The sequence below is a fragment of the Xanthomonas hydrangeae genome (assembly GCF_032697525.1).
Taxonomy (GTDB): Bacteria; Pseudomonadota; Gammaproteobacteria; order Xanthomonadales; family Xanthomonadaceae; genus Xanthomonas; species Xanthomonas hydrangeae.
In genome coordinates this window covers 1425989-1446958 of the sequence record NZ_CP103836.1, presented here as the reverse complement: position 1 = coordinate 1446958, position 20970 = coordinate 1425989, and the positions used below count along the sequence as shown (strand labels likewise).

The 20970-nt window shown below is 64.0% G+C and carries 12 protein-coding genes; 10 read left to right on the top strand and 2 right to left on the bottom strand.

Annotated elements, in window-relative coordinates; all coding sequences use genetic code 11:
- Positions 1 to 93: 93 nt before the first annotated feature.
- Positions 94 to 1722 carry a GGDEF domain-containing protein gene (locus tag NYR97_RS05835; protein ID WP_316697061.1) on the bottom strand — a complete coding sequence of 543 codons (1629 nt, stop codon included), beginning with the start codon at positions 1720 to 1722 and terminating at the stop codon, positions 94 to 96.
- Positions 1723 to 2208: 486 nt separating this feature from the next.
- Here NYR97_RS05835 and glgA point away from each other — a divergent pair, with 486 nt between their 5' ends.
- The 9 genes from glgA (at position 2209) to NYR97_RS05790 (ending at position 16117) form a co-directional block, all read left to right on the top strand.
- Positions 2209 to 3792, top strand: a complete 1584-nt coding sequence (gene glgA / locus NYR97_RS05830; RefSeq protein WP_006449759.1) for a glycogen synthase GlgA — start codon at positions 2209 to 2211, stop codon at positions 3790 to 3792.
- The gene (locus tag NYR97_RS05825) at positions 3789 to 6020 is read left to right on the top strand and encodes a 1,4-alpha-glucan branching enzyme (RefSeq protein WP_316697060.1); all 2232 of its coding nucleotides are present in this window, start codon (positions 3789 to 3791) and stop codon (positions 6018 to 6020) included. Before glgA ends, NYR97_RS05825 begins: the two co-directional genes overlap by 4 nt.
- A gap of 2 nt (positions 6021 to 6022) precedes the next feature.
- Positions 6023 to 7780 carry a malto-oligosyltrehalose trehalohydrolase gene (treZ, locus tag NYR97_RS05820; RefSeq protein WP_316697059.1) on the top strand — a complete coding sequence of 586 codons (1758 nt, stop codon included), beginning with the start codon at positions 6023 to 6025 and terminating at the stop codon, positions 7778 to 7780.
- Positions 7777 to 9726 (top strand): 4-alpha-glucanotransferase, encoded by a 1950-nt coding sequence (locus NYR97_RS05815; protein ID WP_316697058.1) that lies wholly within the window; start codon positions 7777 to 7779, stop codon positions 9724 to 9726. Before treZ ends, NYR97_RS05815 begins: the two co-directional genes overlap by 4 nt.
- Positions 9723 to 12326, top strand: coding sequence for a malto-oligosyltrehalose synthase (treY, locus tag NYR97_RS05810; RefSeq protein ID WP_316697056.1), 2604 nt, complete (start codon positions 9723 to 9725; stop codon positions 12324 to 12326). The genes NYR97_RS05815 and treY overlap by 4 nt, the downstream gene beginning before the upstream one ends.
- A 13-nt stretch (positions 12327 to 12339) precedes the next feature.
- Positions 12340 to 12513 carry a DUF2934 domain-containing protein gene (locus NYR97_RS05805; protein WP_205393468.1) on the top strand — a complete coding sequence of 58 codons (174 nt, stop codon included), beginning with the start codon at positions 12340 to 12342 and terminating at the stop codon, positions 12511 to 12513.
- A gap of 121 nt (positions 12514 to 12634) precedes the next feature.
- Positions 12635 to 14797, top strand: coding sequence for a glycogen debranching protein GlgX (glgX, locus tag NYR97_RS05800; RefSeq protein ID WP_316697055.1), 2163 nt, complete (start codon positions 12635 to 12637; stop codon positions 14795 to 14797).
- Positions 14798 to 14813: 16 nt separating this feature from the next.
- The gene (locus tag NYR97_RS05795; RefSeq protein ID WP_205393470.1) at positions 14814 to 15446 is read left to right on the top strand and encodes an NAD(P)H-binding protein; all 633 of its coding nucleotides are present in this window, start codon (positions 14814 to 14816) and stop codon (positions 15444 to 15446) included.
- Positions 15447 to 15625: 179 nt separating this feature from the next.
- Positions 15626 to 16117: a hypothetical protein gene (locus NYR97_RS05790; RefSeq protein WP_316697054.1), complete on the top strand. Its 492-nt coding sequence runs from the start codon at positions 15626 to 15628 to the stop codon at positions 16115 to 16117.
- On the opposite strand, the gene NYR97_RS05785 is transcribed toward NYR97_RS05790, so the two are convergent.
- Positions 16114 to 17160 (bottom strand): cytochrome-c peroxidase, encoded by a 1047-nt coding sequence (locus tag NYR97_RS05785; RefSeq protein WP_316697053.1) that lies wholly within the window; start codon positions 17158 to 17160, stop codon positions 16114 to 16116. The two genes, NYR97_RS05790 and NYR97_RS05785, sit on opposite strands and share 4 nt — an antisense overlap.
- 202 nt (positions 17161 to 17362) lie before the next feature.
- Here NYR97_RS05785 and NYR97_RS05780 point away from each other — a divergent pair, with 202 nt between their 5' ends.
- A complete protein-coding gene (locus tag NYR97_RS05780) occupies positions 17363 to 20962 on the top strand; it encodes an IPT/TIG domain-containing protein (protein ID WP_316697052.1) in 3600 nt (1199 codons plus the stop codon).
- Positions 20963 to 20970 lie beyond the last annotated feature (8 nt).

Below are 20970 nucleotides of genomic sequence, written 5' to 3'. Positions count from 1 at the left end.
CCCAGCCAATGAGGCGACGGAGGGCGCTGACTCTGCTTGCCCCACACGCAGGCGTCGGGTCCGGCGCGGGGACGCACCTGTCGGTACGTGCCGCTAATCCGCGCTGATCACCCGGTTCTTGCCGGCCGACTTGGCGTCGTACATGGCGCGGTCGGCGCGGCGGATCACATCGTCCTGGGATTCGTCGAGATGGCGCAATGCCACGCCGCCGCTGAAGCTGATGAACACGCGCACGTCGTCGTGCAGCAACGAGCGTTGCGCCAGCGCGCGCTGCAGGCGGATCACCGCTGCGCTGGCTTCGAAGATGGTGGAGTCTGGCAACAGCAGCACGAATTCCTCGCCGCCGAAGCGGGCGATGGCGTCGGTGGTGCGCAGCACGGCTTTGGCCACATCGACGGTGTGGCGCAGCGCGGCGTCGCCGCCGGCATGGCCGTGGGTCTCGTTGAGGCGACGGAAGTCGTCCAGGTCCAGCATCGCCACGCATAGCGGCTGCCCGCTGCGCTGGGTGCGAGCGGCTTCGCGCTGGAACAGTTCTTCGAAACCGCGCCGGTTGAGCGCGCCGGTGAGCTGGTCTTCGCGCACCAGGCCGGCAACGTCCTTGAGTTCCTGTTCGAGCGAGGCGATGCGCTGTTCGGAATCTTCGACCTGGCGGCGGGCCGCCAGCAGTTCGTCGCGTGCGGCCAGTGCCTGCGCCTGCACCCCGGCGGTGTCCTGCAGCAGGTCCTGCAACAGGCGATTGAGGTCGGGAATGCCGCGTGCGTCGCCGATCGCCTGCGAATAACCGGCAACGCGATCATGGTATTCGCCGGTGCTGGTGGCCATGCCGTCGAGCCGGTCGACGAAGGACACCATCATTTCGCGCATGGCGGTCTTGGAGTCGGCGATGCCTTGCTTGAGCAGGCCTTGCTTGTAGATGACCTCGCGCAGGGTGCCGCGTGCCTGTTCGATCGAGCCGACGTCCAGCGGGCCGGAAATCAGTTGCCGCACCACCGAGATCTGGCCCTGCAGCCAGCTGCGGTCGTCGAGCAGTTCACCCACGTTCTCCAGCAACAGGTCGAACAGGCCGAGCAACAGGTTCTGTTGCTCGCTGGCATCCTCGGCGCGCAGGCCGATCTGGTGGCTCAGCTCGCGCAGCCGTTGTTCCAGCGTGATCAGCTCATGCCCCGGGCGCCAATGGCGCAGCGCCGAGGCCAGCGTCTGCGCCTCTTCGGCCAGCTCCGGGCTGCGTTGCAGCAGCGTGGCCAGCGCATTGCCCAAGGCATGACGCAGCAGATCGCGCAGTTGCTCGGCTTCGGTGCGGCCTTCGGCCAGCGAGTCGCCGGTATCGACGGTGCGGATGTACTTGTCGATCAACTGGCGCAGGCCGCGGCCATAGCCGGGCCAGTCGCCGGCCGCGTAGGCCGCGCTCAGCCGCACGCCCATGTCGCCGAGTTCGCCGTGCAGGCTGGCGATGCCTTCGGCAAACGACAGCAACAAGGCCTCCGGATGTGACGCATGCGAGAACAGGCGTATCAGCAAGGCAGTGGCGGCGGCAGGATCGTGCGCGCCGGATTTGGTCTTGGCCGGCACCAGTTGATGCGCCGCCAGGCCTTGCCCACCGCGCTCGCCGTTCAGCACTGCCGGCAAGGCCGCAGCCGGGTGCGCGCTGTCCGCCCCGCCCCAGGGCAACAGGCGGCGCAGCCCGCCACGCGGGCGGCTTGGAAGTTCAGGCTGGTCTGCCATGCGCCAGGGTCTCAAAGTCGTAGTGCTATCGCTCGTTATCGGCGCGCAGGCGGGTGGCTTAAGCGGGCCAGACAGGAGTCCGTATGACCAGCATGCGCGCATCGGACAGGCAGGGGGCGCACCAGGGCCGCGCGTGTGCGCATGAACAAGTCATACAAGTGACGGCGGGCGCCGCCGAAGGATCCCGCCTGCGCTGCATTGCAGTGTTGGTGCATCGATGGAGGCACGTCATCGCCCTGCAATATGCGGCTTATGCCTGCGTGCATGCGCAACCATGCGCAACGGAATGTCGGTTGTCGCAGAAAAGTCAGCACGTATTCACGCATTTTTTATTTGGTCGGGGTGTAGATTCATCACCAAGGACAACGTGGAGTACGCGCGTCATCCCCGCTCCTCATTCGCAGCAGGTCGCCTGGCCGTAGTGGCAGACGATGGTTTCCGCTTCGCTGTTTTTCCGTCTCCACCCACTTTACGACGGACGTTTAGATGGTTGCCATGATGCCGCTGCACGCTACTACCGCACGCTTAGAGCGAAGCACGATGATCCCTACTCTGAAGAAGAGCGGGCGACCGCGCGATGCACGCGGGCGTTTCATCCGGCACCACGAGCGCCTGCCGGTCTCGTTGGCCGACACGCGTGGTGCGCTGTTCGTGGTGTCGGAGATGGCGGACTTCATCAAGGCCGGCGGTCTGGGCGATGTGGCCGCGGCGCTGCCACGCGCGCTGCGCCACCGTTACGACGTGCGGGTGTTGATCCCCGGCTACCGCGCGGTGCTGGCGCGCGCCGGCAAGGTGGAGATCGTCGGCCGGGTGTTGGCGCATGCTGCGCTGCCGGCCTGCGACATCGGCCGCATCGTGCAGTCCGATGGCCTGCCGATCTACATCCTGTTGTCCAAGGAACTGTTCGAACGCGACGGCTCACCGTATGTGAGCACCAGTGGTTCGGAGTTCGAAGACAACGCGATCCGCTTCGCTACCTTGTCGCATGCTGCCGCGCAGATTGCCGCAGGCCATGCCGGATTGGGCTGGAAGCCGCGCCTGCTGCATTTGAACGACTGGCCGTGCGCATTGGCGGCGGCCTATGTGCGTTGGTCCGGCGGCACCACGCCCTGCCTGCTGACCATCCATAACCTGGCCTATCAGGGTCTGGTGCCGTATTCGATGGCGGCCGCGCTGGGTATCCCCGCCGAGCGGGTGGCCGAGCTGGAGTTCTACGGGCAGATGTCGTTCCTGCGCGGCGGCATCGTGCATGCCGACCACGTCAACACCGTCAGCGTCAGCTATGCCCAGCAGATCACCGGCCCGGCACAGGGCTGCGGGCTGGATCGCCTGCTGGCCGGCCGCGCGGCCAAGGGCGCGCTCACCGGTATCGTCAACGGCATCGACGCCAGCTGGGATCCGCGTACCGACGCACATCTGGACGCGCATTTCAGCGTCAATCATTGGCAGGGCCGTCAGGCCAACGCCGCGCAGGTGCGCAAGGCGTTCGGGCTGCGCGAAAGCACCGGCCCGTTGTTTGCGGTGGTCTCGCGGCTGGTGCACCAGAAAGGCCTGGACCTGATCTGCGAGGTCGCCCCGCAGATCGTGGCGGCCGGCGGCCAGATCGCAGTGATCGGCGGCGGCGAGCCCGAGATCGAGCAACAGGTTGCCGAGCTGACCCGGCGTTATCCCGGCCAGGTCGGTGCCTTCATCGGTTTCGAAGAGGGCCTGGCGCGGCGCATGTTCGCCGGTGCCGACTTCCTGCTGATGCCCTCGCGCTTCGAGCCCTGCGGGCTGAGCCAGATGTACGCGCAGCGCTTTGGCTGCCTGCCGATCGCGCACGCCACCGGCGGCCTGATCGACACGGTGGATGACGGTGTCACCGGCTTCCTGTTCCAGCAGGCCAGCGTGGAGGCCTTGCGCCGCTGCCTGGAGCGCGCCTTCCGCACTTTCCGCCTGCCCAGCCTGCTGTCGGCGATGCGCCGTGCGGCGATGCTGCGCCCCAGCGGTTGGGATGTGGCGGGCAAGAAGTACCTCTCCCTCTACGAACGCACCGCCGCCACTGCGCCCGCGCTTGCGACGGTGTCATGAGCGAACGGTTGGGCGTGCAGGGGCAGGAAACGGAAGCAGCGGCGGTGAGCATGGAAGAGGCGTCCGAAGTCATGCGGTGCGTGCAGGCGCTGGCCGATGGATTGCCCGCCGATGCCTTCGCGGTACTTGGCCCGCAGACACAGGCCGACGGCGGCCGCCTGGTGCGCGTGCTGGCGCCCGGCGCCGAGGCGATGGGGTTGATCGATCCGCGCGGCAAGTTGTTGGCACGCATGCAGCCCGGCGCGATCGAGGGTGTGTTCGAAGGCGTGTTGGCGGTGGAGGGCCCTTATCGGTTGCGCATCGTCTGGCCGGATGTAGTGCAGGAGATCGAAGACCCGTACGCCTTTGCCGCCACGCTGGATGAGTCCGTACTGCTGCAGATTGCCGCAGGCGATGGCCTGGCGCTACGCAGCGCCCTGGGCGCGCAGCATCTGCATTGCAACGACGTGCCGGGCGTGCGTTTTGCCGTGTGGGCACCGCACGCGCAACGCGTGGCAGTGGTCGGCGACTTCAATGGCTGGGACCTGCGGCGGCATCCGATGCGCCAGCGGATCGGCGGCTTCTGGGAGCTGTTCCTGCCGCGCGTGGAAGCCGGTACCCGCTACAAGTACGCCATCACTGCCGCCGACGGCCGCGTGCTGCTCAAGGCCGACCCGGTGGCGCGTCAAAGCGAATTGCCGCCTGCCACGGCCTCGGTGGTACCGGGCGCCGCGGCGTTCGCGTGGACCGATGCTGCCTGGATCGCTTCGCGCGATGCGAGTGCGGCGCCGGCGCCACTGTCGATCTACGAAGTGCACGCCGCCTCCTGGCGCCGCGATGGGCATGACCAGCCGCTGGATTGGCCGGCACTTGCCGCACAACTGATTCCGTATGTGCAGCAGCTCGGCTTCACCCATATCGAGCTGCTGCCGATCACCGAGCATCCGTTCGGTGGCTCGTGGGGCTATCAACCGCTGGGCCTGTACGCGCCGACCGCGCGGCATGGCAGCCCGGACGGGTTTGCCCAATTCGTCGACGCCTGCCATCGCGCCGGCATCGGCGTGATCCTGGACTGGGTCAGCGCGCACTTCCCGGATGATGCGCACGGCCTGGCGCAATTCGATGGCGCGGCCCTGTACGAACATGCCGACCCGCGCGAAGGCATGCATCGCGACTGGAATACGCTGATCTACAACTACGGCCGGCCGGAAGTGACCGCCTACTTGCTGGGCAGCGCGCTGGAGTGGATCGACCATTATCACCTCGACGGTCTGCGCGTGGATGCGGTGGCCTCGATGCTGTACCGCGACTATGGCCGTGCCGAAGGCGAGTGGGTGCCCAACGCGCATGGCGGGCGCGAGAATCTGGAGGCCGTCGCTTTCCTGCGCCAGCTCAACAGCGAGATCGCCGCGCGCTTTCCCGGGGTGCTGACGATCGCCGAAGAGTCCACCGCATGGCCGGGCGTGACTGCGCCGATCGGTGAGGGCGGCCTGGGCTTTACGCACAAATGGAACATGGGCTGGATGCACGACACGCTGAGCTATATGCAGCGCGATCCGGCCGAGCGCGCGCAGCACCACAGCCAGCTGACCTTCGGCCTGGTCTACGCGTTCTCCGAACGCTTCGTGCTGCCGCTCTCGCATGACGAAGTGGTGCATGGCACCGGTGGTCTGCTCGGGCAAATGCCGGGCGACGACTGGCGGCGCTTCGCCAATCTGCGCGCCTATCTGGCGCTGATGTGGGCGCATCCGGGCGACAAACTGCTGTTCATGGGTGCCGAATTCGGCCAGTGGCGCGACTGGAATCACGACCAATCGCTGGACTGGCATCTGCTCGATGGCGCCCCGCATCGCGGCGTGCAGCAATTGGTGGGCGATCTCAACGCGGCCTTGCGTCGCGTGCCGGCGTTGTATCGCGGCACCCATCGCGCCGACGGCTTCGACTGGAGCGTGGCCGACGATGCGCGCAACAGCGTGCTGGCCTTCATCCGCCACGATCCCGATGGCGGCCCACCGCTGCTGGCGGTGAGCAACCTCACCCCGCAACCGCTTCACGACTATCGCGTCGGCGTGCCGCGTGCCGGCGGCTGGCGCGAAATCCTCAACACCGACAGTGCCCATTACGGCGGCAGCAATCTCGGCAACAGCGGTCGCCTGGCGACCGAGCCGGTGGGCATGCACGGGCATGCACAACGCCTGCGCCTGACCCTACCGCCGCTGGCCACGATCTATCTGCAAGCGGAGAAATAACGATGAACGAGCGCAACGACACCCTGCCGGCATGGGGCGCATGGCCAGCGGGTGAGGGACAGGTGCGCTTTGCGCTCTGGGCACCGGATGCCAAGGGCGTGGATGTGGTCTTCGACGACGGCATGCGTCGCGCGCTGCAAGCCGGGCAGGATGGGTTTTTCACTGCGCTGATCGACTGCGCCGCCGATGCGCGGTATCGCTACAGCATCGATGGCGGCGAGCCGGTGCCGGACCCGGCCTCGCGCTGGCAGCCCGAGGGCGTACACGGCCCCAGCGCCGTGCAGCGCAGCGATGGCTACGCCTGGCAGAACATCCAGTGGCAGGGACGGCCGTGGGACGAAGCGGTGATCTACGAACTGCACGTCGGCACATGCGGCGGCTATGCCGGTGTGCAGGCGCAATTGCCGCAGCTGGCGGCAATGGGCATCACCGCGATCGAGCTGATGCCGTTGAGCGCGTTTCCGGGTGCGCACAATTGGGGCTACGACGGCGTGCTGCCGTACGCACCGGTGGAAGCCTATGGCACGCCTGACGAATTGAAGGCGCTAATCGATGCCGCGCACGGGCATGGCCTGATGGTGTTGCTGGATGTGGTCTACAACCACTTCGGCCCGGACGGCAATTATCTGCACAGCTACGCCGCCCCGTTCTTCAATGAAGACAAGCCCACCCCGTGGGGCGCGGCGATCGATTTCCGCAAGCCGCAGGTGCAGCGTTACTTTCTCGACAACGCGCTGATGTGGCTGCACGAATACGGCTTCGACGGCCTGCGTCTGGATGCGGTGCACGCGATCACCCCGAACGCCTTCCTGGATACCTTGCGGCAGACCGTGCAGGCCAGTCTGCCGGCCGGTCGCCACGTGCATCTGGTGCTGGAGAACGAATTCAACCAGGCCTCGCAGCTGCAACGCGGCTACACCGCGCAGTGGGACGACGACTTCCACAACGCCTTGCATGTGTTGCTGACCGGTGAGCAGGAAGGCTATTACGCTGCATTCGCCGATCAACCGACCCAGCATCTGGCGCGCGTGCTGGGCGAAGGCTTCGCCTATCAGGGCCAGCCGGATCCGCGTGGACATGTGCGCGGCGAGCCCAGCGGCGGCCTGCCGCCGCACAAGTTCGTGATCTTTGCGCAGAACCACGATCAGATCGGTAATCGTGCGCGGGGCGAGCGGTTGACCGTACTGGTGTCGCAACAACGCCTGCGCGCCGCACTGGCGTTGACCGCGCTGACGCCGATGATTCCGCTGTTTTTCATGGGCGAACCGTGGGGCGCCACGCAGCCGTTCCTGTTCTTCACCGATTTCGGCCCGCCGCTGGACGATGCGGTGCGCGAAGGCCGTCGTCGCGAGTTCGCGCACTTCGCCGCGTTCGCCGACGAAGCGCAGCGCGCCACCATTCCCGATCCGAACAGCCACGCCACCTTTGCCGCTTCGCGCTCGCCGATCGAAGATGCCGCGCAGGGCGAAGGCGTGCAGTGGGCAACCTGGTTCACCGCGCTGCTGGGCGTGCGCCGCCAGTGGTTGGTACCGGGGCTTGCACAGGCGCGCGCCGTGGGCGCCGAGGTGCTGGCCGACGGTGCAGTGACCGCCAGCTGGGAATTGCCCGACGGGCTGTGGCATATCGCCTTCAACGTCGGCGCCGCGGCGGTGCCGATGCCGTTGCGGCGCGGACGCGTGGCGCATGTCGAGAATGTCGCCGCCGATGCGCAGCAATTGCCGGTCGATGGCTTAATCGCCTGGCACGAGGCGCGCGCATGAGTACGCGCGATCTGAGCCGGGCGGATCTGCACACGCTGGCCGGTGCGGCCGGTGTGATGGTGGACTGGGTGGATGCCAGCGACCAGCCACGGCAGGTGTCCGAGCAATCGCTGCATGCGGTGCTGACCGCGCTGGAACTGCCTGCGGCCACCGCCACGCAACGCGAAGACAGCCTGTGCCGCTGCAAGGCGCAGGCCACCGAGCCGGCGCCGCTGCTGACCGTGCAGGTGGCCGAGCTGTTGCCGGTGTCGGTTGCCGCCAATGCGCGCGGCCGTTGGGTGGACGACAGCGGCGCCAGCGAAGAGGCGCGTGCGGATGCACAGGGACAGGTGCGCGCACCGCAACGTTTCGGTTACTGGACGCTGCAGATCGGCACATTGACGCAGCAGGTCGCAGTGGCGCCGCAACGCTGCTTCAGCGTGGCCGATGCCTGCGGCCTGCCGGCACCGCGTGCCTGGGGCATGGCGTTGCAGGTGTATTCGGCGCGCAGCATCGACGATGCCGGCATCGGCGACGCGTCGGGCACGGTGGAATGGGTACGGCATGCCGCACTGGCCGGCGCCGATGCATTGGCCCTGAGTCCGGTGCATGCCTCGCGCCCGGTCACCACTGGCTACAGCCCGTATTCGCCCAGCGACCGGCGTTTTCTGGATCCCTTGCATGCCGCACCTGTGCGTGTGCTTGGCGAACTCGCATTGAATGCGATCGGCGAAGTGCCCGGCCTGCGCGAACGCTTCGATACCTTGCACAACACTGCATTGATCGACTGGCCGGCGTCTGCGCAGGCCAAGTGGCAATTGCTGCGCCATCTGTACACGCGCGTCGCAGCAGATCACGCCGACCTGGTCGCGTTCCGTAGCGAGGGCGGCGATGCGCTGGAGGGCTTTGCACGCTTTGCCGCGCAGGATTTCGGCGATGGCGATCCGCAGCTGCATGTGTTCACGCAATGGCTGGCGGCGCGCAGTTGGTCGGATGCGCAGCGCGAAGCGCACGAGCGTGGCATGAAGATCGGCTTGATCGCCGATCTGGCCGTGGGCTTCGACCCCAATGGCGCCGAAGCTGCAGCTGCCGCAGACACCGTGTTGCGTGGCCTGGTGCTGGGCGCACCGCCGGATGCCTTCAATGCCGATGGTCAGCATTGGGGCATCGGCGCGTATTCGCCCACTGCGTTGCGGCGCAGCGGCTACGCGCCGTATATCGCATTGCTGCGTGCGGTGCTGCGCGACCGCGGCGGCATCCGTATCGACCATATCCTGGGGCTGTTGCGGCTGTGGGTGGTGCCCGAAGGCGCCAGCTCCAACGAAGGCGCGTATCTGGCCTATCCGCTGCACGATCTGCTCAATCTGCTCGCGCTGGAATCATGGCGGCATCGCGCCATCGTGATCGGCGAAGACCTCGGCGTGGTGCCGCCGGGCATCCGCGAAGAACTGTCGCGGCGCGGAGTGATGGGCATCGATGTGTTGATGTTCACCCGCGACGACAACGGCGCCTTTGTGTCGCCGGCGCTGTGGCGGCCGGATGCGGTGGCCACCACCACCACGCACGATCTGCCCACCTTGACTGGCTGGCGCGAAGGCCGCGATATCGATTGGCGACGCAAGCTGGAACTGATCACGCCCGCGCAGGCGAGCGACGATGCCACCGCGCGCAGCAAGGATCTTGCACGTCTGGATGCGGCGGTCGAACACGCTGGCCTGAGCGCCGCGGACGACCCGCTGCTGGGCGCGCTGCGCTTCACCGCCACCAGTGTGTCGCCACTGGCCCTGTTGCCGGTGGAAGACGCACTGGCGCTGCAAGAACAACCCAATCTGCCGGGCACCGTCGAGGTCCATCCCAACTGGCGTCGACGCCTGCCCGATCCCTTGCCGCATGCGCGCCTGAGTACGGCGCTGCAGGGCTTTGCCGAGGCGCGTCGCGTCGCGGCCGTTTCGGAACCGCATCCATGATCGATCTTCGCGCCACCGCCCGCCTGCAGCTGCATGCCGGCTTCACCCTGCACGATGCGCTCGCGCAGGTGCCGTATTACGCCGGCCTCGGCATCAGCCATCTGTACCTGTCGCCGATCGGCACTGCGGTACCCGGCTCCACGCACGGTTACGACAATATCGACCCGACCGTGGTCAATCCCGAACTCGGCGGCGAAGTCGCATTGATCGCCTTGTCGCAAGCCGCGCGCGAACACGGCATGGGCTTGATCGCCGATATCGTGCCCAACCACATGGCCACACACGCGGATAACGCGTGGTGGTGGGATGTGCTGCGTAACGGCCGCAGCGCCAAACATGCCGACTGGTTCGACATCGATTGGCGCGCCCCTGGCCGCGACGGTAAGTTGTGGCTGGCGGTACTGGATCGCCCGTATGCCACCGCACTGGCCGAAGGGCTGATCACGCTGGTGGTCGAGGACGACGGCAGCGCGGCACTGGCGCATTACGACCAGCGTTACCCGATCCGTCCGCAGACGCTGGAGGTGCCGGAAAAGGCCGCGCGTGCGCAGTGGTTGCGCGACTACAACGACGGCGCCAAACGCGGCGATGGCCGCCTGCACAAGCTGATCGAACGCCAGCCATATCGTTTGAACTGGTGGCGCGTTGGCAACGACATGCTCAACTACCGCCGCTTCTTCGATATCACCTCGTTGGTGGCATTGCGGGTGGAACTGCCGGCAGTGTTCGACGCGGTGCATGCGCTGCCGCTGCGGCTGGTGGCCGAGGGCCATCTGGATGGCTTGCGAATCGATCACGTGGACGGCCTTACCGACCCCACCGGTTATGTGCGCAAGCTGCGTAGCCGGCTGGATGCAGCCGGTCGTCAGCGGGGGCTCAAGCCCGGCACGCTGGCGCTGTATCTGGAAAAGATCCTGGCACCCGGCGAAGCCTTGCCGGCCGACTGGCCCTGCGATGGCACCACCGGTTACGACTTCATGGACCAGGTCGGCGGCGTGCTGCATGATGCGGCCGGCTTCAAGCCGCTGGCGCGTGCCTGGCAGAAGGTGAGCGGACGTAGTGGCGATTTCGCCCAGGAAGAACGCGCCGCACGCGACGAGATCCTGCGTGGCCCGCTGCAGACCGAATTCAATCGCGCCGTGGGTGCACTGTCGGCATTGGCACGGCTGGATCCGCCCACGCGCGAGTTCAGCCCGCAGATGCTGGCGCGCGGCCTGTGCGTGTTGCTGCGCTGGTTTCCGGTGTACCGCACCTACGCCGGTGCCAAGGGCGTGACCGGCAGCGAAGCCGAGCGTTTACGTGCCACCGCGGCGCGTGCGCGCGAGGGCATGCCGGAATCGATCGTTGCGGCCGTCGATGCGATCGAGCGCTGGCTGCTCGACGATGCCGGCGCCGATCGCGCGCAGATCGCCTTGCGGCGCATCCTGCGTCGTCGCGTGGAGCAGTTGTCCGCACCGCTCAATGCCAAGTCGGTGGAAGATACCGCGTTCTATCGGCACGGCGTGCTGCTGTCGCGCAACGAGGTCGGCAGCCATCCGACCCACTTCGCCAATGAAGCGGCCGAGTTCCATGCGCAGAATCTCGAGCGCGCCAAGCATTTCCCGCGCGCGTTGCTGGCCACCGCCACGCACGACCACAAGCGCGGCGAAGACCTGCGCATGCGGCTGGCAGTGCTGTCCGAGCAACCGCGCTGGTGGATCGAGCAGAGCACGCAGTTCGATGCCTTGACCGAGACACTGGAATCGCCGGCATTGGCCGGCGGCGACCAGCAGATGCTGTGGCAGACCCTGGTGGCCGCCTGGCCGATCGGCCTGGGCGCCGACCAGACCGAGCCGCTGGCCGACTATGCCGAGCGCATCGCGCAATGGCTGCTCAAGGCCGTGCGCGAAGCCAAGCTGCACACCAGCTGGACCGACGGCTCGCCGGCCTACGAACAGGCCGTGCAGGCCACCGTGGAGCAGGTGCTGTGCAGCCGCGCCGGCCTGCCGCTGCGGCGTGCGCTGCTGCGCGCCAGCAACCACATCGCCGCCGCCGGCGCGCGCAATGCGCTGGTGCAAACCACGTTGCGCCTGACCGTGCCGGGCGTGCCCGATCTGTATCAAGGCACCGAAGGCTGGGATCTGTCGCTGGTGGATCCGGACAACCGCCGCCCGGTCGACTACGCGCAGCGCCAGCAATGGCTGGCCCAGGCGCGCGACTGGAACACGCTGCTGCGCAGCTGGCGCGATGGCGCGGTCAAGGCGCGTCTCACCGCGCTGCTGTTGCAGCTGCGTACCGAACATCCGGCGTTGTTTGCGCAGGGCGACTATCAGCCGCTCAACGTGGCGGTCAGTGGCGATGCGCAGGTGCTGGCGTTCCGTCGTCAGTACCGCGGCCAGTCGCTGGTGGTGGCGGTCACGCGATTGGGTGCCGGTGACCAGACCGAGGGCGATCTGCCGTTGCTGGTGCCGCCGGCACGTTGGGGTCAGGCGGCGTTGGCATTGCCGCAAGGCACATACCGTAATGTGCTCGATGGCAGCACGCTGCAGCCGCAGCAAGGCCGCCTGGCGCTATCCACGCTGTTTGCACGCGCGCCGGTGGCAGTGTTGACGACCCCCTAAGAGAACGTACGCAATGAACGACACGCAACGGCAGGCGCGACTTCGCCAGTTGGCACAGGAGATCTGGGAGGCCGAAGGCCGCCCGGACGGGCATGCGGCCCGTCATTGGGCCATGGCCGAGCGCCTGGTGGACGCCGAAGAACGCGCCGCCGAACAGGCCAACCCGCCGCTCACTGCACGTCAGTAACGGTGCCTCTGTCATCTTGCATGGTGCACCCTGCTGGCCGCGCCATGCAGGGTTGAACGTGCGCACGCACGCATTCGTATTCGCTCACTGGTTTTGAGTTCACCGCTTTCAGGAGTTACCGATGGCCACCCGCAAGTTCACGCAACGCTCGCGCATCCGCGAAGGCCGTCCCAATCCGCTCGGCGCCACCTGGGACGGGTTGGGCGTCAACTTCGCGTTGTACTCGCGCAACGCCACCCGCGTGGAACTGTGTCTGTTCGACGAGCGTGGCCGCGAGCAGGAGCGCCTGGCACTGCCCGAATACACCGATGAGGTCTGGCACGGCTATCTGCCCGATGCACGCCCCGGCCAGTTGTACGGCTACCGTGTGCACGGGCCTTACGCGCCAGATGCCGGTCATCGCTTCAACCACAACAAATTGCTGCTGGACCCGTATGCCAAGCAGATCGTCGGCGAGCTCAAATGGGCGCCGCATCTGTTCGGCTACACCATCGGCCATCGCGACAAGGATTTGAGTTTCGACCGTCGCGACAGCGCCGCGTTCATGCCCAAATCCGCAGTGATCGACCCGGCCTTCACCTGGGGCCAGGATCGCCCGCCGCAGACGCCGTGGAACCGCACGGTGATCTACGAAGCGCATGTGCGCGGGCTGAGCATGCTGCACCCGGCAGTGCCGCCGGAAGACCGTGGCACGTTCTCGGCATTGAAGACCGACGAGTTGATCGACCACATCAGCTCACTCGGCGTCACCGCGGTGGAACTGCTCCCCGTGCATGCCTTCGTCGACGATCAATATCTGCTGGAAAAAGGCCTGCGCAATTACTGGGGCTACAACACGCTGGGTTTCTTTGCACCGCAGGCGCGTTACATGTCCACGCGCACCGTGGCCGAGTTCAAGCAGATGGTGGCGCGCCTGCATCACGCCGGGCTGGAAGTGCTGCTGGACGTGGTCTACAACCATACCGCCGAAGGCAACGAGCTGGGGCCGACGCTGTCGTTCAAGGGCATCGACAACGCCAGCTACTACCGCCTGGCCGACGATCGCCGCTTCTACATCAACGACACCGGCACCGGGAACACCTTCGACCTGACCAATGTCGGCGCGCTGCGCATGGTGATGGACTCGTTGCGTTACTGGGTGCAGGAAATGCATGTCGATGGTTTCCGCTTCGACCTGGCCACCATCCTCGGGCGCGAGCGCTACGGCTTCGATCCATCCGGCAGCTTTCTCGATGCGGTGCGCCAGGATCCGGTGCTGAGCCAGACCAAGCTGATCGCCGAGCCCTGGGATATCGGTCCAGGCGGTTACCAGGTGGGCAATTTCCCGCCTGGTTGGGTGGAGTGGAACGACAAGTTCCGCGACAACGTGCGTGCGTTCTGGCGTGGCGACGGTGGGCAACTGGCCGAATTGGCCACACGCCTCACCGGCTCGGCCGATCTGTTCAACCACAGCGGTCGCCGCCCCACCGCATCGGTCAATTTCGTCACCGCGCACGATGGCTTCACCCTGCGCGATCTGGTTAGCTACGAAGGCAAGCACAACGTTGCCAACGGCGAAGAGGGCAGGGACGGGAGCGACCACAATATCTCTGCCAATTACGGCGTCGAAGGCGACACCAACGACCCGGCGATCAAGCAGCTGCGGCGTCAGCAGATGCGCAATCTGCTCGCCACCTTGTTGCTCTCGCAAGGCACGCCCATGCTGCTGGCCGGCGATGAATTCGGCCACAGCCAGAACGGCAACAACAACGCGTATTGCCAGGACAACGAACTGACCTGGATCGACTGGACTGCCGCCAGCAAGGCCGCCGCCGCCGATCAGGCCGCGTTCGTGCGCCGGCTGATCCGTATCCGCCAGCGTTATCCGCTGCTGCATCGCGCACGCTTCTTCGATGGCAAGTTCGATGAAGCGCTGGGCCTGCGCGATCTCACCTGGCTGGCACCCAATGGCAACGAGATGGACGAAGCCGGTTGGCACGACCCGGAAGCCCGCGCGCTGATGCTGCGCCTGGATGGCCGTTCGCCGACCACCGGCCTGCGCGAGATCGCCGCCAACGTGAGCTTGCTGATGCTGATCAACGCCGCCTCCACCAGCGTGGCGTTCACGCTGCCGGCGATGCACGACGAACATTGGCGCGTGCTGGTCGACACCGCACGCCACGGTGGGCGCGTGGTGGCCGGTGGCAGTGAATGGAAGGCGCCAGCGCATTCTTTGACCTTGTTGGCGGTGGAGCGCGACCGCATCGCCAGCAGTGCGCGCATCGTCTCCGAGGGCGCACGCTGATGGCAGGAGCGCACTGATGGACGTGTTGTTGGCAGGGGCGACCGGTCTGGTCGGCAAACACGTCTTGCAGCAGTTACTCACTGACACGCGCTGCACGGGGGTGGTTGCGATCACGCGCCGGCCGTTGACGCAGATCCATCCCAAACTGCGCAACCAGGTGATCGACTTCGATCGCCTGGACAGCTGGACCGCTCCGCGCATGGAGGCGGCCATCTGCGCCTTGGGCAGCACCATGAAACAGGCCGGCTCGCGCGAGGCGTTCTATCGCATCGATCACGGTTACCCGATGGCACTGGCACGCGCCGCCTGTGCGCAGGGCACCTCGGTGTTCGTGCTGAATTCGGCCGCCGGTGCCAATGCGCACTCGCGGATTTTCTACAACCGCGTCAAGGGCGAACTGGAACGCGACCTGCGCGCCGTCGGCTTCCCCTCGCTGACCTTCGTACGCCCGGGGCTGATCGGCGGCGAGCGCGAAGAGCGGCGTACCGGCGAACATATCGGCAGTCTCGTGCTGGGCGCGCTCGGCCCGTTGCTGCCACGCCGCTATCGCATCAACCCGGCCGAACGGATCGCTGCGGCAATGGTGAGCGCAGCGCTGGCACCGGCGCGTGGGGAGCACAGCGTCGAGGCGGCGGAGCTGGTGGGTTAGCGCTAGGCGTCTGCCTAGGTCGGGATAACGCTAAGAGGACAATGGTCTCGCCAGATTCGTAGTCGTAGCAAATCTCAACGAGTCCGTCGGAAAATCGGGTGCTTTGCTGAGATGCAGCGGAGCCCTGGTTCCTGATAACCTTGCTTTGTCCGCGACAGGTTCGCCAAAAGGAAACGGCTATGCATTTGTTGATGAAAGGGACTTTGGTTGTGTTGGTTGGCGCATTGTGCAGTTGCACCGCGCCTGCAGGCAGCGGTGGAAAAGAGCCGCAAGCGTCAACAGCGCCTTTAGCAGCTGCGAGTTCAGCAAAGATTCGGGAAATTCTGGTGGTGACCAAGGGAAGTGGGGCCACAACCCAGAACCGGTCCGAGCCGGTGGGTCCTGACTCACCGATTTCAGTCACAGTGTCAGTCACCCATTCTGGGTCCGACGTGCCATCTATTTCGCTTCGGTTGATCGATCTAAAGAATGGTCAGGTGCTAGGTGAGAAGGTTCAACCGCTAGCCGCTAATAGTGATTCGGTGCACTTCGAGTTCAAGCCTGCTCAGCCTTGGTCGGAGGGTCGCCATTTGTTGGAAGCGCGGCTTGGTAAAACTGGAAAAGTAGTTCAGCGCGAGTTTGACGTAGTGCAGAGCCAACCTGCTGCTGCGGAAGTCGACGCTAAAACTTAATGTGCGTTGTGTGGCAGGTCTTCCAGTGCATGCAGGAATGCGTGCAAATCTTTCTGTTCTCCCGCGGTCAGTGAGATCGGCGTGCCGCGCGCAAGGCTGCGGTAATAGATCTCGCGTTGGATCGCCTCTTCAAGGCTTCGAACGCTACCATCGTGCATATACGGTGGCGTGCGGGTGACGTTGCGTAGCGTTGGTGTGCGGTAGGCCGCCAAGTCATTGCCTTGGCCGCTGATTGCAAATCGTCCTAATGCGGCAATGTCTGGGTCTGACAACACTAGCGCAGCTACTGGGACACCCTGCTCGCGCTTGGTTTTAAAGGATTCAATGGTGGTGCCGACTTGTCCAGCCATCCGATCCATCCCGACGTTGGAATGGTGAAACTGATTGTCCGTGAAAGCGGCCGGTGCTCCCTCCAATGCGTGACATGAGGAGCATTCGGCTTTACCACGGAACACATCAAGGCCGCGCCGCTCTTCCATTGTCATGGCAGTAGCGTTCCCCGCGACAAAAGCGTCATACCGGCTGCGGCCAGTGGTCACAGAAGCCAGGTAGGCCAAGATGGCGCTGGAGATGCGTTCCTGATCGACACGCTCATCGCCAAACGCCGCTTTAAACTGTGTTCGGTAGTCCAGCCTATTTGACACCGCCTTGATCACCACACTCATATCCGGTTGAGCCATTTCGGCCTGATTGATGAAGGCCGCCACCGCTGCTTGGTCAAGCCGCTCCTCGCGACCATCCCAGAAGAAGTGAGTGAAATGAGGAAGGTCCAACAAGCTCGGCACGTTCCGGGTGCCAGTCCGCTGACCATAGACAGTGGGGACCGCGACGTCTTGGGCAAACGCTTTGCTGGGGTCATGGCATGAGCTGCAGGCCAGGGTCCGATTTGCACTGAGAGTGCTGTCTCGGAACAAGGTTTCCCCCAGGGCTGCCATGGCTTGATGGCCTTTCCCCTGGTCCAGATCCAATCCGACCAGCCACCTAGCTCCCAGCAGCGACAGGACGATGATCAAGAAGGTGGAGATGATGACCTTTAGCAACATTTTTCTTGATTTCAAAGGTTGAACAGGGTATGAATATCAGCCACAAAAATCTAGCCCCGAGCTAACCGCTCGATGGATCAAAGGAAGCCTCATGGATGGGCGATTGACCTCGCATCGCGAGCGAGCAACGGACGTGCGTAGGTTTATGAGGGCGCCACTTGGCTTCTGGCGCGCAGGTAAAGTGCTCCTGCTAGTGTCACTGATGTTCTTGTCCGTGGTGTCCTCGGCTACCACCTATGTTTATGACAGCAGTGGCAAATTAGTTGCGGTCAGTGACGATGTCGGGACGAGTGCTCGATACATCTACGACAGCATAGGCAATCTACTCACCGTAGATCGATTCGCTGCGGGTCAGTTGGCAATCTTTACCTTCAGTCCGGGACGTGGCGCTCCAGGCACGACCGTCAAGATCAAGGGCCAGGGCTTTAGTACGACCGCCACCCAAAATGCGGTTAAGTTCAACGGTGTGGTGGCAACGACTGTAGCCGCGACCGTCAACGAAATAACCGCCACTGTTCCCGCTGGCGCCACCACGGGGCCCATTTCAGTTGCGGTCGGCACCGCCGTAGCCGCAAGTCCTGTCAATTTCGTCGTTGATGCCGCTGCTGCGGTTCCGACGATCACATCCGTTGCTCCTACCCTGGTGGCAGTCGGCGAGCAGGTCACGATTGCGGGTAGGCAATTGTTGCCTGTCGTAGGACAGACCTCGACGTTGCTCAACGGACGGGCAGTCGCTACATCGAGTTCGTCTAATAGCCAGATCGTTTTCCCAGTTCCGGCGAAGGTAGGCAGCGGTAAGGTCACGATTATTACGCCCTACGGTTCGGCCACCAGCAGTCAGGACGTGGTGGTGGCCCCCACAGGTGTTGAAACCGCAAATATCGAGTCTGTGAAGCGGCTAGCGCTTAATGCTGCCGCGCAGACCTTGGCAGTCAACGCTACTGGGAAGGCAGTTGCTGTGCTGTATGACGCCGCTGTGGGAGATTTTCCAAGCCTGCAGTTCAGCGGTCTGGGAGCAGTGACCCTCGAGTACACAGCGTATGGTCCAACGAATGTCAGCATTGCTTCCGGCTCGGTTTCAGCGGCAAGTCCAACTATCCACCTGCCAAGGGTTTCCGTAAGCGGAACCTATTTATTGCTATTACGCCCGTCCAGTGCTCCTTCCAGCTGGAAGCTGGCCGTGGAAAAGGCGCCAGTACTGGCCCTTAATGGCTCTGTCTTGTCGCAGACACTCTCCGCCGCGGTACAGAGTAAACGGATTCTTTTCAACGCTACAGCCGGTCAGAATCTGGGTTTGGCCCTGAGTGATCTCGTGACGCCGAACACGACAAACTATGCATATCTGACAGTCTATAAATCTGATGGCGGCGCTGTGGCGAGCCAGCTGTGCTATGCCGCTAACAATGGTTGCCAGACGAACTTAGTCAATCTGGAGGCTGGCACTTACAGTGCGGTAATTACGCCCCCTTACGACGGCGACCGGACGATGAGCTTCAAGAGCACATTGTCGACAGATGTGACTGGGACATTGGCGGCGGACAAGGTGCAGACGCTCACTTTGGGGCGGCGGGGTCAGAACGGACGTTTGAGCTTTGCAGGAACGGCGGGTCAGACGATGGCATTGCAGGTGGCAGCTCAGGCAACAGTGCCAGCAGGCCGCACAACGTATTACACGGTATATAAGCCGGATGGAGCAGCACTGGCCTCGACTTCTATTGGCACAAGTTCGGCAACGATTTTGAATCTGCCAAACCTGCCAGTGACAGGCACGTACACGGTATTTATCGACCCCTATCAAGGCGAAACGCTCAGCACGCAGTTGACGTTAGCAACGGGCACGACTAGCGGACAGGTGACCAATGGTGCCAGTGGCAGTTTTGCGACCAGCATTCCTGAGCAGAGCGTCTATCTGACTTTCACTGCGACGGCCGGCCAGAACATGGGTTTGGCCCTGAGTGATCTAGTGACGCCGAACACGACAAACTATGCGTATCTGACAGTCTATAAATCTGATGGTGGTGCTGTGGCAAGCCAGCTGTGCTATGCCGCTAACAATGGTTGCCAGACGAACTTGGTCAATCTGGAGGCTGGCACTTACAGTGCGGTAATTACGCCCCCTTACGACGGCGACCGGACGATGAGCTTCAAGAGCACATTGTCGACAGATGTGACTGGGACATTGGCGGCGGACAAGGTGCAGACGCTGACTTTGGGGCGGCGGGGTCAGAACGGGCGCTTGAGCTTTGCGGGAACGGCGGGTCAGACGATGGCGTTGCAGGTGGCGGCCCAAGCGACGGCGCCGGCGGACCGCCTAACGTATTACACCGTGTACAAACCTGACGGAGCGGTACTGAACTCGATCTATGCCGGGTCCAATGGAACCTCAGCAACAACACTGAATCTGTCAAACCTGCCGGCAACGGGAACCTATACGGTATTTGTGGATCCCTACCAGGGTGAAACGCTGAGCACGCAGTTGACGTTAGCAACGGGCACGACCAGTGGACAGGTGACCAATGGCGCCAGTGGCAGTTTTGCGACCAGTATTCCTCAGCAGAATGTCTATCTGACCTTTACTGCGACGGCTGGCCAGAACCTGGGTTTGGCCCTGAGTGATCTCGTGACGCCGAACACGACAAACTATGCGTATCTGACAGTCTATAAATCTGATGGCGGCGCTGTGGCAAGCCAGCTGTGCTATGCCGCTAACAATGGTTGCCAGACGAACTTGGTCAATCTGGAGGCAGGCACTTACAGTGCGGTAATTACGCCGCCTTACGACGGCGACCGGACGATGAGCTTCAAGAGCACATTGTCGACAGATGTGACTGGGACATTGGCGGCGGACAAGGTGCAGACGCTGACACTGGGTCGCCGGGGTCAGAACGGACGTTTGAGCTTTGCGGGAACGGCGGGTCAGACGGTGGCATTGCAGGTGGCAGCTCAGACGACGGCGCCGGCGGACCGTCTAACGTATTACACCGTGTACAAACCTGACGGAGCGGTACTGAACTCGATCTATGCCGGGTCCAATGGAACCTCAGCAACAACACTGAATCTGCCAAACCTGCCGGCAACAGGAACCTATACGGTATTTGTGGATCCCTACCAGGGTGAAACGCTGAGCACGCAGTTGACGTTGGCAACGGGCACGACCAGCGGGCAGGTGACCAACGGTGCTAGTGGCAGTTTTGCGACGACGGTGCCTGGTCAGAATGTCTATCTGACCTTTACCGCCACGGCCGGCCAGAACATGGGGTTTGCACTGAGCAATCTAGTGACGCCCAACAGTACAAATGCAGTGTACTTTGCGGTGTACAGGGCTGATGGCGCTAGTATTGCGAGCCAGAACTGCTACGTCAGTAGTGGTGGTTGCCAAGTTAACCTGGCTAACTTGGCCGCAGGTACCTACAGCGTGGTGATTACACCGCCTTACAACGGCGACCAGACGATGAGCTTTAAGAGCACATTGTCGACGGACGTGACCGGGACATTGGTGGCGGACAAGGTGCAGACGTTGACCTTAGGTCGGCGCGGTCAGAACGGACGCTTGAGCTTTGCGGGTACAGCAGGGCAGACGGTGGCGTTGCAAGTGGCAGGGCAGACGACGGCACCGGCAGAGCGCATGGCGTATTACGAGGTGTACAAGCCCGACGGCGCCCATCTAAATTCCGTCGGCGCGACATCCGCCGCAACACTAAGCCTGTCTAACCTGCCGGCAACGGGCACCTACACGATTTATGTGGACCCGTACTACGGCGAGACGCTCAGCACGCAGCTGACGCTCACCTCATCGAAATGACTGTACTA